Genomic DNA, 13,394 nt, shown 5'->3' with positions numbered 1-13,394 from the left:
GGTCATGGGGCGCTGTCACACTGCGCCCCATGACCGACAAGCACACGCCCTGCAACGTGCAGCGGCTGACCTGGCTGCGCTGGAGCGGCACCACCGCCCTGGGCCTTTCGCTGTGGTGCGCCAGCGCGGCGCTGGCCTTCGACCTGCAGGGCCATCGCGGCGCGCGCGGCCTGGCGCCCGAGAACACGCTGGCCGGCTTCGAGCGCGCGCTCGCTGTGGGCGTGACCACCCTGGAACTCGACGTGGTGCTCAGCGCCGACGGCGTGCCGGTGATCTCGCACGACACCGCGCCCAGCCCGGACCTCACGCGCGAGGCCAGCGGGCAATGGCTGCGGGCGAGGGGCCAGCCCTTCCACCGTCTCACGCTGGCCGAAATCGCGGCCTGGGACGTGGGCCGCATCAACCCGGCCAGCCGCTACGCGCGCGACTTCGCGCAGCAGGCACCCGTGGACGGGCAGCGCATCCCCACGCTGGCGGCCCTGTTCGAGCGGGTGCGCCAGCTCGGCGCCCACCATGTGCGTTTCAACATCGAACTCAAGCTGCACCCGGGTCGCCCGGACGAGTCACCGTTGCCGGAGCCCTTCGTGCGGGCCGTCCTCAAGGTGGTGGCCGCGCAGGGCATGTCCTCGCGCGTCGGGCTGCAAAGCTTTGACTGGCGCATCCAGCAGGTGGCGCGCCGCCTCGCACCTGGCATGCCGCTGGCCTACCTCTCGGCGCAACTGCCGCGCTTCAACACCTTGCGCGACGGCGAATGGACGGCCGGCCTTCGGCTGGCGGAGCATGAGGATGCGCCAGCCATGGTGGCCGCCGCCGGTGGCAAGCTGTGGTCGCCCCATTTCGGTGACCTGAGCCAGCAGGTGCTGCAGCGCGCCCGGGCGCTGGAACTGCGGGTGATTCCCTGGACCGTGAACGACCCGCAGGACATGGCGCGCCTGATCGACTGGGGCGTGGATGGCCTGATCACCGATTACCCGGACCGCCTGCGCGACGTCATGGCACAGCGCGGCATGGCACTGCCGCCCACCGTCGTCGCGCCGCGGTTGCAGGCCAGCACCAGCGCTCCTGTGGCGGCACCGGCACCGGAGCCCGTGCCCTTCGGGGTGGCGCCCGACGTGCGCTGAGCCGTCCGCGGCCCAGCGTTCATTTCGTGGGCGGTGCGTCCCACGCGCTGGTGTCCAGATCCAGATCGGCGTACTGGCGCGTGTCCAGCACCGGGCGCTCGATGCCGGCCGCGAGCTGCGCGCGGTAATCCTGCAGCAGGCGCATGGCCACCGGGAACAGCATCAGGATGGCCATCAGGTTCACCAGCGCGAGCAGGCCCATCAACGGATCCGAGAAGAAGAACACCGAAGTCGCGCCCGGCGCGCTGGCGCCCAGGAACACCACCACCACGATGGCCACGCGCAGCGCATGCAGGGCCATGGGCTTGCCGGTCAGCTCGGTCAATGCCGCCTCGCCCAGGTAGTAGTTGTAGATGATGGAGCTGAAGGCAAACAGCAGGATCGCGAAGGTCAGGTAGTACTGCGACCACGCACCAAAGTGCGACGTCAACGCCTGCTGCGTGAGCACGATGCCGTCGACATCGGTGGCGCCGGGCACATAGGCCGGGCTGAGCAGGATGACGAAGGCGGTGCACGAGCAGATCACGATGGTGTCCAGGAACACCGAGAGCGACTGCGTGATGCCCTGGCTGATCGGGTGCTTCACGTAGGCCGTGGCCGCGACATTGGGCGCGGAGCCCAACCCCGCTTCGTTGGAGAACAGCCCGCGGCGCAGGCCCTGCGCAATCGCCGCGCCCATGCCGCCACCCACGGCCTCCTCGATACCGAAGGCATTGCTGACGATCATGGCCAGCACGCGCGGGATCTCCGCGACGTTGATCACCATCGCCAGCAGCGCCATGGCCATGTAGCTCAGCGCCATGATCGGGATCAGGATGTCGGACACCTTGGCGATGCGGCGGATGCCGCCATAGACGATGAAGCCCGTCACCACCGCCAGGAACACGCCCGACCAGATGCGATCAACCCCCAGGCTGTTGTTCACGGCGCCCGCAAACGTGTTGCTCTGGAAGGCGTTGAAACCAAAGGCGAACGAGGCCATGAGGCAGACGGCGTACAACACGCCCAGCCAGCGGTAGTGCGGCCCGAGGCCGTGCCGGATGTAGCTCGCGGGGCCACCCCGGTAGGTGCCGTCCGCGGTGCTGCGCTTGTACACCTGCGCCAGCGTGCATTCGACCAGGCTGGTGGCCATGCCGATCAGCGCGATCGCCCACATCCAGAACACCGCGCCCGGGCCGCCCAGGGTGATGGCCACCGCCACGCCGGCGATGTTGCCGCCGCCCACGCGCCCGCCCAGCGAGACGAACAGCGCCTGGCGCGCACTGATCTGGTTCGGGTCGGCGTGCTCGTTCTTGGGCGCGAGCACGCGGAACATGCGGAAGAAGTAGCGGAACTGGACGAAGCCCGTGAGCGCCGTCATGAAGATCCCGAACACCACCAGAATGGGGATCAGTGCCCACCCCCAGGTGAGGTTCTCGAGCGTGGAAAACAGCTGTGTCACGAACGACATGTCGGTTCCTCCTGAAAAGTAGAAATTCATACTAGCGGCGATGGCGCCCGCAAGACCAGAGCAGATAACGGGCCAGCCGACGAAAGGCGACCATCCGTCTGGTGGCTGTAAGCCCGCCGGCGCGGGGCCGACCCACCTGCACGCACCACCACCGGAGACCGCCATGAACCGACTCCCACAGCACGCGCTGCTGCTGCCCCTGTTCGCCGTCGGCGCGCTGCTCGGCACCAACGCCTCGGCACAGGACTGCGAGGCCCGCTCCGGCCCGAAGCCGTTGGCCGTGGTCGAGCTCTACACCTCCGAGGGATGCAGCTCCTGCCCTCCGGCCGACCGCTGGCTCTCCACGCTGAAGACGCAAGACGGTGTGCTGGCCCTGTCCTTCCACGTCAACTACTGGAACCACCTGGGCTGGCGCGACCCCTTCGCCACGCCGGAGACCACGGCGCGCCAGTACCGCCTGAAGGAGGCGCTGGGCGGCAAGTACGTCTACACGCCGCAAGTCGTGCTCAATGGCCGCGACCACCGCAGCTGGGGCGGCCAGGGCGCGCGCGACCTCGCACCCCTGCCCGCCGCGAGTGCGCCCGGTCTGCGCCTGGTGCGCGAAGGCAACCAGGTCACGGCAGAGTTGGCGGCCAGCCCCGCGCACACCGCACTGGCAGGCTACTGGGCCGTGCTGCAGGACGGCCTGGTGAGCAGGGTCACGCGCGGCGAGAACGCGGGCGAGAGCCTGCGGCACGACCACGTGGTCAGCCACTATCAACCGGTCGAACCCTGGCCGGCGGGCGAAACCCGCCGCACGCGCCTCACGCTGCCGGCGGGCGGCAACCCGCGCGTGGCCTTCGTGGTGACCGACCCCAGCCTGACGCGGCCGGTGCAGGCGCTGGTGCTGCAGTGCACCTCGTGACGCGCGGAACCAATTGAACGGTACCCGTATCATTCCCACGCCATGCGCCACATCGTCCTTGCCCTCATGATCGCCCTGCTGCCCATTCGCGGCTGGATGGGCGACGCCATGGCGGTGGCGATGCTGGCGGCACCGGCCCATGCCATGGAGCACTCGGCGCAGGCCGGCCCCGCGCCATGCCCTGACCATGCCGTGCCCTCCCAGGGCATCACCCCCCTGGAGGCGAGCGCGCAGCACGGCGACATGGTGATGGACGGCACCACCGCCGATGAGCACCATGCTCACAAGAGTTGCGACGTCTGCAATGGGCCGGCCATGGCGGCCCCGGCTCCCGGGCCGCTCGCGGCGGCACCGGCCCATGGCCTGCTCACCCCGCCAGCCGAGCGCTTCGCGAGCTCGGAGCCGCAGCGCGGCATCAAGCCACCCATTTCCTGAGATCACACACCCGAGGTGCGTCCGCCGCCGCCCGACCAGGGCGTGCCGCAGTCGCTGGTTTGTGTCTTCAGGAGATTTTCATGCCCTCTTCCCGGCAAACTTCGCCCCCCTGGCCCTCGCGCGCGCGGGCCGGGTTTTTCATCGGCCTGGCCGTGGCGCTGGCCAGCGCCCAGGCGCAGCCCATGGGCGCGCTTGACGCGGCCGACCCCGTTCATCCAGGCACCCCGCCGCCGCCCCTGGTGTTACCCACCACCGTAAGCGCCGACACCCCGGCGCCACCGGACAACATCGCCCAGGCCCGCGCCATCTGGCAACGCGCGAACCAGCGCGTGGCCGAATTCCCGCGCGGCCACATCGACCTGTTGCGCTGGGAGTCCCGGCAGCCGGACGACACCGCCACCACCACAAGCGGCGCGCAGGCGGCCCCCGGGCTGGATTTCGCCCAGGCCTTGAGGCTGTCTCTGCGGCACCGGCCCGAGCTCTTCACCCACGCCGACATGAACGCCCTGGCACGCGCCCAGGTGCGCGTGGCCTACGCCGGACATGTGCGCGAACTGCGCCGTGCATGGATCGACGCCATCGCCACGCGCCAGCGCGAGCGCCTGCTCGGTGACGTGTTGGACGCCACCCGCAGCGGCAGTGAGCTGGGCCGCCGCATGGTGACCGCAGGCAACTGGAGCCAGGCTCGGCAGATGCGTGAGCAACTGATCGAGGCCAGCGCCTGGCAGGCCAGCGTGAGCGCGCGCGGCGCGGCCATCGCCGCGCAGGAGCGTCTGGCGCAAAAGCTCGGGTTGTGGGAGGCGCAGACTGTCTCCCGCCTTGGTGAGCAACTGCCGCCGGGCTTGCCCACACCGCCAGCACAGCCAGAACCTGGGGAAGGCCTCAGCCCAGCCATGCTGGAGGCCACCGCGCTGAGCCGCCACCCCACGCTCGCGAACGAGCGCCTGCTGGCCCAACGCGAACTGGCCGTTCCCGTGCCATCGCGCCAGCAGGCCTGGCGCGATGCCGTGACCGCCGCACTGGATGCCATGCCCGAACCAGGCCCGACCGCAACGCCTCCCCACATCGCCGATCTGAACCTGCTGCGCGACCACGCCGTGCAGCGCGCGGCGAGCGCCGAAGCCGCGCTGCTGCGCCAGGCCAGCGAGCGCCGCTCGATGGCACGCCAGGCCTGGGCCGCGCTGCAACTGCGCCACGCCACCGCCCTGCATGCCCAGGACGTGGTGGCACGGTTGCAAACGTCGCTGGAACAGGAGACCCTGCTGCGCTACAACGGCATGCTGCAGAGCAGCTGGGAGCTGCTGGCCAGCGCGCGCGAACGCCTGGCCTCTCTCGACGCGGCACTGCTGGCCCGGCGCGACTTCTGGCACGCGCAGGCCGACTGGCAAGCCGTGCTCGCGGGTGCCGACTACGCAGGCCCCGATACCTCCACTTCTTCGAGCGCCACCACGGTCGCGCCAGCAGGACACTGACATGACCCCCTCCCTCAACCGAAGACTCTTTTTCGCTGGCGCGGCGGCCACCGCCGTCGCCGCCACCAGCGTGAACCGCGCCGCGCTCGCCGCCCTGCCCGAAGCCGTGCAGCAGACCTCGGCCGACACTGCACCGCCCTGGACGCCCCCGGGCGTGACCGGCGCGGGCCGGCCCTACCACCCGGTGGTCACGCTCAACGGCTGGACCCTGCCCTGGCGCATGAACAATGGTGTGAAGGAATTCCACCTGGTGGCCGAACCCGTGGTGCGCGAGGTCGCGCCCGGCTTCCTGGTCAACATGTGGGGCTACAACGGCCAGAGCCCGGGCCCGACCATCGAGGTGGTGGAAGGCGACCGCGTGCGCCTGTACGTCACCAACCGCCTGCCCGAACACACCACCATCCACTGGCACGGCCAGCGCCTGCCCAACGGCATGGACGGCGTGGGCGGGCTGAACCAGCCGCAGATTCCCGTGGGCAAGACCTTCGTCTACGAGTTCACCGCGCGCCGGCCTGGCACCTTCATGTACCACCCGCACGCCGACGAAATGGTGCAGATGGCCATGGGCATGATGGGTTTCTGGGTCACGCACCCGAAGCAGAAACACGCGCTGATCGATGACGTGCAGCGCGACTACTGCTTCCTGCTCAACGCCTTCGACGTCGAGCCCGGCAGCATGACGCCGCAGGTCAACACCATGCTGGAACAGAACATCTGGGCCTGGAACAGCCGCGTCTTCCCCGGCATCACGCCGCTGGTGGCACGCCTGGGCGAGCGCGTGCGCGTGCGCGTGGGCAACCTCACCATGACCAACCACCCGATCCACATCCACGGCATCGAGTTCGAGGTCACCGGCACCGACGGCGGCCCCACACCCCGGGGGTCGCGCTGGCCCGAGGTGACGACCGACGTGGCCGTGGGCCAGATGCGGCAGATCGAGTTCATCGCCGACGAGCCGGGCGACTGGGCCATGCACTGCCACAAGAGTCACCACACCATGGGCGCCATGGGCCACGGCGTGCCCACCATGATCGGCGTGGACCACCGCGGCCTGGTGAAACCCTTGCAGCGCGCCGTGCCCGACTACATGGTCATGGGCGAGCGCGGCATGGCCGACATGGGCGAGATGCAGATGGAGCTGCCCGCCAACACCTTCCCCATGATGACCGGCACCGGTCCCTACGGCCCGATCGAGATGGGCGGCATGTTCACCACGCTCAAGGTGCGCGCCGACCAGAAGACCGGCGACTACAGCGACCCGGGCGACTACGCCATGCCACCCGGCACGCAGGCCCGCTTGGTCGACACCGGGCAGGCGCCGGCGGCCAGCCGCCCGCCCGTGCCCGCCGAACCCGCCGCCGCCAGCGCCCGCAAGCCGGCCGGCCCCCATGCCCACTGACCCACTTCCCCTGGAGAACCCATGAGAACAACCCACCTCAACCGCCGTCAGCTGGTCGCGGTACCGCTGGCCCTTGCGCTGCCCGGGGCCTTCGCCCACGGCGAGAAGACACACGCCACCGCCGCGCCGGTGGTGAAGGAGCAGAAACCCTGGGGCATCGCGGGCGAGCCCGGTGCGGTCACGCGCACGGTGGAGATCCGCATGACCGACGACATGAAGCTCACGCCCAATCGCCTCGAAGTGCGCGAAGGCGAAACCCTGCGTCTGCGCGCCGTCAACAAGGGCAGGCTGATGCACGAGATCGTGATCGGCACCGCTGCCGAGCTGCAGTCGCATGCCGAGATGATGAAGAAGCACCCGGGCATGGAACACGAAGAGCCCTACATGGCACACGTGCCGCCGGGCAAGACGGGCGATGTGATCTGGACCTTCAATCGCCCGGGCGACTTCGAGTTCGCCTGCCTGATCGCCGGCCACTTCGACGCCGGCATGCGCGGCACGCTGCGCGTCACCCCCCGAAACTGAATCCCACAAGGAGCACCCCATGCAAAGACGACACCTGCTCAGCGCCGCGATCGGCCTCTCCCTCATCGGTTCGGGCGCGTTCGCGCAAACCGCGCCGCCGCCCCTGCAGGTCTGGAAAGACCCCAACTGCGGCTGCTGCAACGACTGGGTCGCGCTGCTGCGCGCCGACGGTTTCCAGGTCCAGGTGCACGACAGCGGCAACACCGCGGTGCGCCAGCGCCTGGGCCTGCCCGCGAAATACGGCTCGTGCCACACCGCGCTGGTCGGTGGGTATGTGGTGGAAGGCCATGTGGCACCAGGCGAAATCCGCCGCCTGCTGACCGAAAAGCCGGATGCCCTGGGGCTGGCCGTGCCGGGCATGCCGGTGGGCAGCCCCGGCATGGACGGCCCGATCTACGGTGGCCGCCGCGACGCCTACGACGTGCTGCTGGTGCAGCGCGACGGCAGCACGCGCGTGTTCCAGCGGCATGCCGCCGGGGTGTCGCAGGACGCGTTCAAGCGCACCGCGGGCGAAGCCGCGGGCGGCGGCGCCTTGAGCGAGGCCGAGGTGCGCAAGGTGGATCGGGCTGCCGGCAAGATCACGCTCAAGCACGGCGAAATCCCGAACCTGGACATGCCGCCGATGACCATGGTGTTCCAGGTGGCCGACCCGGCCCTGCTCGCCACCGTGAAAGCCGGCGACAAGGTGCGCTTCAGCGCCGACAAGGTCAAAGGCGCCTACACCATCATGAGCATCGAACCGGCCCGCTGAGCCGGCGACACGCCCGGGGTTTGATCTGGATCAAACCCCGGTTTTTTCCAGCGGCCAGGGTGCATATCACGCTGCATTTGCGGGAGTGCGCGCCGATAAGAAAGGAAACCCCACAACTTTCGCCTTGCCGACAGCATCCATGCGCCTGAACCTGCCCATCACAGGAAACGAGTTTGTGATCCCCGAAGGGGTCACGCTCGTCTCCACCACCGATCTGCAAAGCCGGATCACCTACTGCAACCCGGCCTTCGTGGCGGTGAGCGGCTTCGACCGCGACGAGCTGCTGGGGCAGCCGCACAACCTCGTGCGCCACCCCGACATGCCCGCCGAAGCCTTTCGCGACATGTGGGCCACCCTGGCCGCGGGTTCGCCCTGGTCGGCCCTGGTGAAGAACCGGCGCAAGAACGGTGACCATTACTGGGTGGTGGCCAATGCCACACCCATGGTGGAGAACGGCCGCGCGGTCGGCTACATGTCGGTGCGCACCCGGCCGAGCCGCGAACAGGTGCAGCATGCCGAGGCCCTGTACGCCCGCATGCGCGCCGAACGCGACAGCGGGCGCACCACGCTGGCCCTGCACCGCGGACAACTGGTGCACACCGGCCTGCCCGGGCGGCTGCGGGAACTGGTGCGCCCCACCCTGGGCAAGCGCATCGCCCTGTCCCTGCTCGGCGTGGCCGCCGCCGGCCTGGTGGCCGGCACATTCACCGCCAGTTCCCCGGGCGCGGTGCAGCTGGGCACGGTGGCGGCCCTGCTCGCGCTGACCGCCGCGGCCGCGGTCCTGTTGCGCCGCCAGGTGCTCGCGCCCTTGCACCAGGCCGTGGGTTTCGCCAACCTCATGGCAGCCGGCGACCTGTCGGCGAGCTGGCAGGGCCGCGCGGGTGGCGAGTTCGGCGAACTCGCGAAGGCGCTCAACCAGCTCAACGTGAACCTGCAGGCCGTGGTGTCCGACGTGCGCCGCGAAGTCGAGGGCGTGCAGGTCGCCTCCGGCCAGATTGCCGCGGGCAACAAGGACCTATCTTCGCGCACCGAGTCGCAGGCCAGCAGCCTGGAGCAGACCGCCGCCTCCATGGAGGAACTCAGCAGCACGGTGCAGCAAAGCGCCAACGCCTCGCGCGAGGCCACCGAGCTCTCGCAACATTCGGCCAGCGTGGCGCGCGCGGGCAACGAGGCCATGGCCCGCGTGATCCACACCATGGACGACATCAGCCAGTCGTCGAGCCGCATCGGCGAAATCATCGGCGTGATCGACGGCATCGCCTTCCAGACCAACATCCTGGCGCTCAACGCCGCGGTGGAAGCCGCGCGCGCCGGCGAACAGGGCCGTGGTTTCGCGGTGGTGGCGGGCGAGGTGCGCAACCTCGCCCAGCGCACCCTGGACGCGGCCAAGGAGATCAAGGTGCTGATCGGCGCGTCGAGCGACAAGGTCGCCGCGGGCAGCCAGCTGGTGCATGCCACCGGCAAGACCATGGCCGAAGTGGTGAACGCCGTCGAACAGGTCCAGACCCTGATCACCGGCATCCATGGCGCCACACAGGAACAGGCTTTGGGGCTGTCGCAGATCAACCAGGCCGTCGGCCATCTCGACTCGGTGACGCAGCAGAACTCGGCCATGGTCGAGGAACTGGCCGCCGCCGCGGGCGCGCTGCAGGCGCAGTCGCAGGTCATGAACGACGCGGTGCGGGTGTTCCGCCTGGTGCCTCGCGCAGCCGCCCGGGCCTGACGTCCGAACATTCAGTCACTCCGGTCGCCCGGGTGTGGCGTGCTAATGTCGCGCCATGCCCAAGACGCTGCGCTACACCCTGCTCTCGCTGCGCGAGATGCTGCTCTCGGCGGGCCCGTTCGCCTTGCTCACCGTGGCCCTGCTGGCCCTGACCTACTGGTGGCTCAACCCCACCCCGCCCAAGCGCGTGGTGCTGGCCACCGGCCCGGCGCAAAGTGCTTACGACGAGTTCGGCAAACGCTACGCCGAGGCGCTGGCGCGCTATGGCATCACGGTCGAGCTGCTGCCATCCGAAGGGTCATCCGCGAACCTGGAGCTGCTGCGCACCGGCCAGGCCGACCTGGGTTTCGTGCAGGGGGGCACCGCCGACATCGGTTATGACGACGAGGGATCCATCGTTTCGCTGGGCAGCCTGTTCGTCGAGCCGCTCTGGCTCTTTTATCGGGAGGACGCGGCCAAACGCCTGCAGAAGAGCCCCACGGTGAACAAGCTGGCCGAACTCAAGGGCTGGCGCGTCAACGTGGGCACGCCCGGCAGCGGCGTGCCGCGCCTGTTCACCACCCTGCTCGACGTCAACCGCGTCGACGCCTCGCAGCTCACACTGAGCAAGCTGGAACAGACGCCGGCCACGGTCGCCTTCCTCGACGGCGATATCGATGCCGTGGTGTTCGCCTCGGCGCCCGAATCGGTGATGGTGCAGATGCTGTTGCAGACACCCGGCGTGAAGCTGCTGGACTTCGCCCAGAGCGAGGCCTACTCGCGTCGCTTTGGCTACCTGACGCCGGTGGTGATGCCACAGGGCGTGGTGGACCTGGCGGCGAACATTCCGGCGCGCAACGTGCGCCTGGTGGCATCGACCACCAGCCTGCTGGCGCACAGCGACACCCATCCCGCCATCCTGCAGCTGTTCGCGCAAACCGCCACCCAGCTGCACAGCGGCGCGAGCTGGTTCAGCCGGGCGCGCGAATACCCCAGCCTGGAGCACAGCGAGGTGCCCGTCTCGTCCGAGGCGCAGCGCGCCATCAAGAACGGCGCCCCCTTCCTGCAGCGCTACCTGCCGTTCTGGCTCGCCAACCTGATCGAGCGCGTGTGGCTGGCCATGGGCCTGATCATTGTGCTGGCCCTGCCGCTCTCGCGCATCGTGCCGCCGCTCTACGCCTTTCGCATCCGCTCACGCGTGTTCCGCTGGTACGCCGAACTGCGCGAGATCGAGCAACACCAGGAAGGTGACGACAGCAACGTGCAAGACCTGCTGGAGCAGCTCGACACCATGGAATCGAAGGTGGAGAAGATTGTGGTGCCGCTGTCGTACACCGACGAGCTCTATGCGCTGCGCAACAACATCCACCTCGTGCGCAAGAAACTGCTCAGGAAGACCTGACGCAGGCAGGGGCGCGGCGTCGGGGCCGCCGCCACCCTGCTATTCCGCTTTTGCGCTGTTGATCCAGGCCTGGCGCGCCACCTCGTCGAGCGCCTCGTCCACCACACCGTGGTCGGCCACCACGCGCAGGCGACGCTGCTCCTGCAAGCGCTCAAGGCCGCGCTTGGTCATGGACAGGGACCGGCCACTGCTGCCCGTGAACAGGAACAGGGTGCCATGGGGGCTCGCCCAGGTGAGCTGCCAGCGCATGGCCTGACCGTCCTGCAGGATGTCGACCCAGGTGCCCACTGGCAGTTCGGCCGCGCGTGGCACCGCCATCTCGGCCTTGAGATCGGCCCAGTCGCGCTGCATGGGCTGGGTGTCCAGAAAAGCCGGCTGCGTCGTCGTGGGGGGCGCGTCCGGCAACGAGTCTTCCATGAAGCAGGTGTCGCGCACCTCGTTGCGCTGCATCCAGGGCTCGTCATCCATCTCGGGCTGGATGCTGGGTTGCTCGTCCACCGCCGGTTCGTTGCGCTGGGTCTTGTAGGCGGCCTCGTGCAGGCCCATGAGCGCCTGGAAGAACGCTTCCGCCTGCTCGCGCGGGTAGTCGATGGAATCGAGGCCTTCGCGCAGCGTGCGCAACACGCCCGGTATCACCTTGACCAGGCGCGGCCGGTTCAGGCTGGCCAGTGCAAGCTGGCTGGACCACAGCAGGTCCGGCAGCATGTCGGTGTAGCGCATGGCCGCGGATTCGCCGGGGGAGGATGGCGCGGCATCCGCACTTTCCAGTCGCGCCTGCGCCACCACCTGCGACCATGGGCCGGTGAGGAAGCGTCGCACCACGCCGGGCGCCTTGTCGAAATCGTTGCGGGCCCGCATCTCCGTGGCCACCCGCTCGGCCAGCAGGTTGCGTTGCTCCACGCGCACCAGTGTCTGCACCGCCAGGCCGCGGGCCTGAACCTGTGCCGGCCCCACCGCGGCGGCCTGCGAGCGCTGGAACTCCTCGAGCTGGGCCGGAAACCGCTCCGCCAGATCGCCACCCGGTTTGAGCAAGGTGCGCACGACGCCGCGCGTCTGGTTGGAAAAGGCCGCGAAGCCCGGGTCCTGCTCGCTGGTGAAGGCCAGGCCGCGCGCGGTGATGGCGTCGAGCAGGCGGCGCGCGGGGTTCTGCTTGTCGGCAAAGAAGCGGGGGTCGGTGCGCGCGAGCTGCAGCAGCGCGGGCTTCATGTCCTGCACCAGGTTGCGCACGGGCGGGAGCAGGCGCTCGTCGGCGGCGATGCGCTTGAGCATGAGCGTGACCACCTCGCTGGCGAGCGTTCGCACCATGGCGTTGCCCGAGCCGGAAGCGCCGCCGTCACTCGGGGCATCGTCGCCCTGGTCCAGGTTGCCCACCAGCAGCTGGTGCAGATGGTCCAGCGTGAGCAGCGCGTCGCTGCCCAGCATCTCATGGGCCGGCACCGAGTCCGCACGGGCGGCGCCCGACGCGGCGGGGCCAGGTGTCGTGCGGCTGGTGGCCGTCTGTGTCACCACGTAGCCGGCGGGCTTGACCCCGGCGCGCTCCATCTGCCGGGACAGCTGCGAATACATGTCGCGCAGCGCATCGCCCAGCGACATCGCACCCACCTGCAGCCAGCGCGAGCGCACCGCAGCCTCCACATGCAGGCCCTTGAGCGCCTTCATCAGCGCGCCCACCACGACCTCGGAGCGCAGCGGGTTGGCATCCGGGCTGACGACCGTCAACCCTTGCGCGCCATTGAGCAACGCGGTCAGCGTCACCAGTTCCTCGTCGACCGCCATCTTGACCACCTGCTGCACGCGTGCCAGCTCCACGGTCTCCTGGACCTGGTCGTCCCCCATGAGCTCGAGCTCATCGAAGCTCACCGTGGGTGAGCGGCGGGAACCGGCGCCCGTGTGGGGCAGCGCGTTCTCCATGGCCTCGGCGAAAGCCGCCAGGAAACGCGTGGCCACCAGGTCGCGATGCGATTCGAGTGTGGTGCGGGCCTGCATCAGCACCTGCTTGTCGCTGAGCTGGCCGGCGGAGAACTCGCGGTCCTTGATGGCGGCATGCAGCTTGTCCAGCCAGCGCGGCACCCACTCGCGGGTACGGACCAGTGCGTCTCGCAGACAGGCGTCAAAGGCCTGGGTGTCGCTGGCGTCCATGCAAACGTGCTCTTTTGTGTGCGGTTGGAAATGGGTATGTCGGCCGAATAACCGACATTGTGGCGAACAGGGTAACGCCGTTAACGCGGAAAAG

General features: G+C 69.2%; 11 protein-coding genes. 9 read left to right on the top strand and 2 right to left on the bottom strand.

What is annotated here, in order from left to right; translation table 11 throughout:
• The first annotated feature begins 29 nt into the window (after positions 1-29).
• Positions 30-1,121, top strand: a complete 1,092-nt coding sequence (locus AB7P10_RS06695) for a glycerophosphodiester phosphodiesterase (RefSeq protein ID WP_428293054.1) — start codon at positions 30-32, stop codon at positions 1,119-1,121.
• 19 nt (positions 1,122-1,140) lie between these two features.
• Here the strand turns inward: AB7P10_RS06695 and AB7P10_RS06690 are convergent, their stop codons facing one another.
• A complete protein-coding gene (locus AB7P10_RS06690) occupies positions 1,141-2,571 on the bottom strand; it encodes an alanine/glycine:cation symporter family protein (protein WP_428293053.1) in 1,431 nt (476 codons plus the stop codon).
• A 163-nt stretch (positions 2,572-2,734) separates the two neighbouring features.
• On the opposite strand from AB7P10_RS06690, the gene AB7P10_RS06685 reads away from it, so the two are divergent.
• The 8 genes from AB7P10_RS06685 (at position 2,735) to AB7P10_RS06650 (ending at position 11,161) form a co-directional block, all read left to right on the top strand.
• Positions 2,735-3,475: a DUF1223 domain-containing protein gene (locus AB7P10_RS06685; RefSeq protein ID WP_428293052.1), complete on the top strand. Its 741-nt coding sequence runs from the start codon at positions 2,735-2,737 to the stop codon at positions 3,473-3,475.
• Between the two features lie 42 nt (positions 3,476-3,517).
• Complete coding sequence (locus AB7P10_RS06680; RefSeq protein WP_428293051.1) at positions 3,518-3,910, top strand: hypothetical protein; 393 nt, start codon at positions 3,518-3,520, stop codon at positions 3,908-3,910.
• A gap of 80 nt (positions 3,911-3,990) precedes the next feature.
• A complete protein-coding gene (locus AB7P10_RS06675) occupies positions 3,991-5,382 on the top strand; it encodes a hypothetical protein (RefSeq protein ID WP_428293050.1) in 1,392 nt (463 codons plus the stop codon).
• Position 5,383: 1 nt separating this feature from the next.
• Positions 5,384-6,781, top strand: coding sequence for a multicopper oxidase family protein (locus AB7P10_RS06670; RefSeq protein ID WP_428293049.1), 1,398 nt, complete (start codon positions 5,384-5,386; stop codon positions 6,779-6,781).
• 21 nt (positions 6,782-6,802) lie between these two features.
• Positions 6,803-7,306 (top strand): cupredoxin domain-containing protein, encoded by a 504-nt coding sequence (locus AB7P10_RS06665; RefSeq protein WP_428293048.1) that lies wholly within the window; start codon positions 6,803-6,805, stop codon positions 7,304-7,306.
• A gap of 19 nt (positions 7,307-7,325) precedes the next feature.
• Positions 7,326-8,057 carry a copper-binding protein gene (locus AB7P10_RS06660; RefSeq protein WP_428293047.1) on the top strand — a complete coding sequence of 244 codons (732 nt, stop codon included), beginning with the start codon at positions 7,326-7,328 and terminating at the stop codon, positions 8,055-8,057.
• A gap of 124 nt (positions 8,058-8,181) precedes the next feature.
• Positions 8,182-9,780, top strand: coding sequence for a methyl-accepting chemotaxis protein (locus AB7P10_RS06655; protein WP_428293046.1), 1,599 nt, complete (start codon positions 8,182-8,184; stop codon positions 9,778-9,780).
• 55 nt (positions 9,781-9,835) lie between these two features.
• The gene (locus AB7P10_RS06650) at positions 9,836-11,161 is read left to right on the top strand and encodes a TAXI family TRAP transporter solute-binding subunit (RefSeq protein WP_428293045.1); all 1,326 of its coding nucleotides are present in this window, start codon (positions 9,836-9,838) and stop codon (positions 11,159-11,161) included.
• A 39-nt stretch (positions 11,162-11,200) separates the two neighbouring features.
• Here AB7P10_RS06650 and AB7P10_RS06645 read toward each other — a convergent pair whose 3' ends face one another.
• A complete protein-coding gene (locus AB7P10_RS06645; RefSeq protein WP_428293044.1) occupies positions 11,201-13,300 on the bottom strand; it encodes a DUF1631 family protein in 2,100 nt (699 codons plus the stop codon).
• Positions 13,301-13,394: the final 94 nt, after the last annotated feature.

It is taken from the genome of Hydrogenophaga sp., assembly GCF_050182545.1.
In the GTDB taxonomy this organism is placed as follows: Bacteria; Pseudomonadota; Gammaproteobacteria; order Burkholderiales; family Burkholderiaceae_C; genus Hydrogenophaga.
The sequence above is the reverse complement of the archived record's forward strand: the minus strand, read 5'-3'. Positions and strand labels throughout refer to the sequence as shown.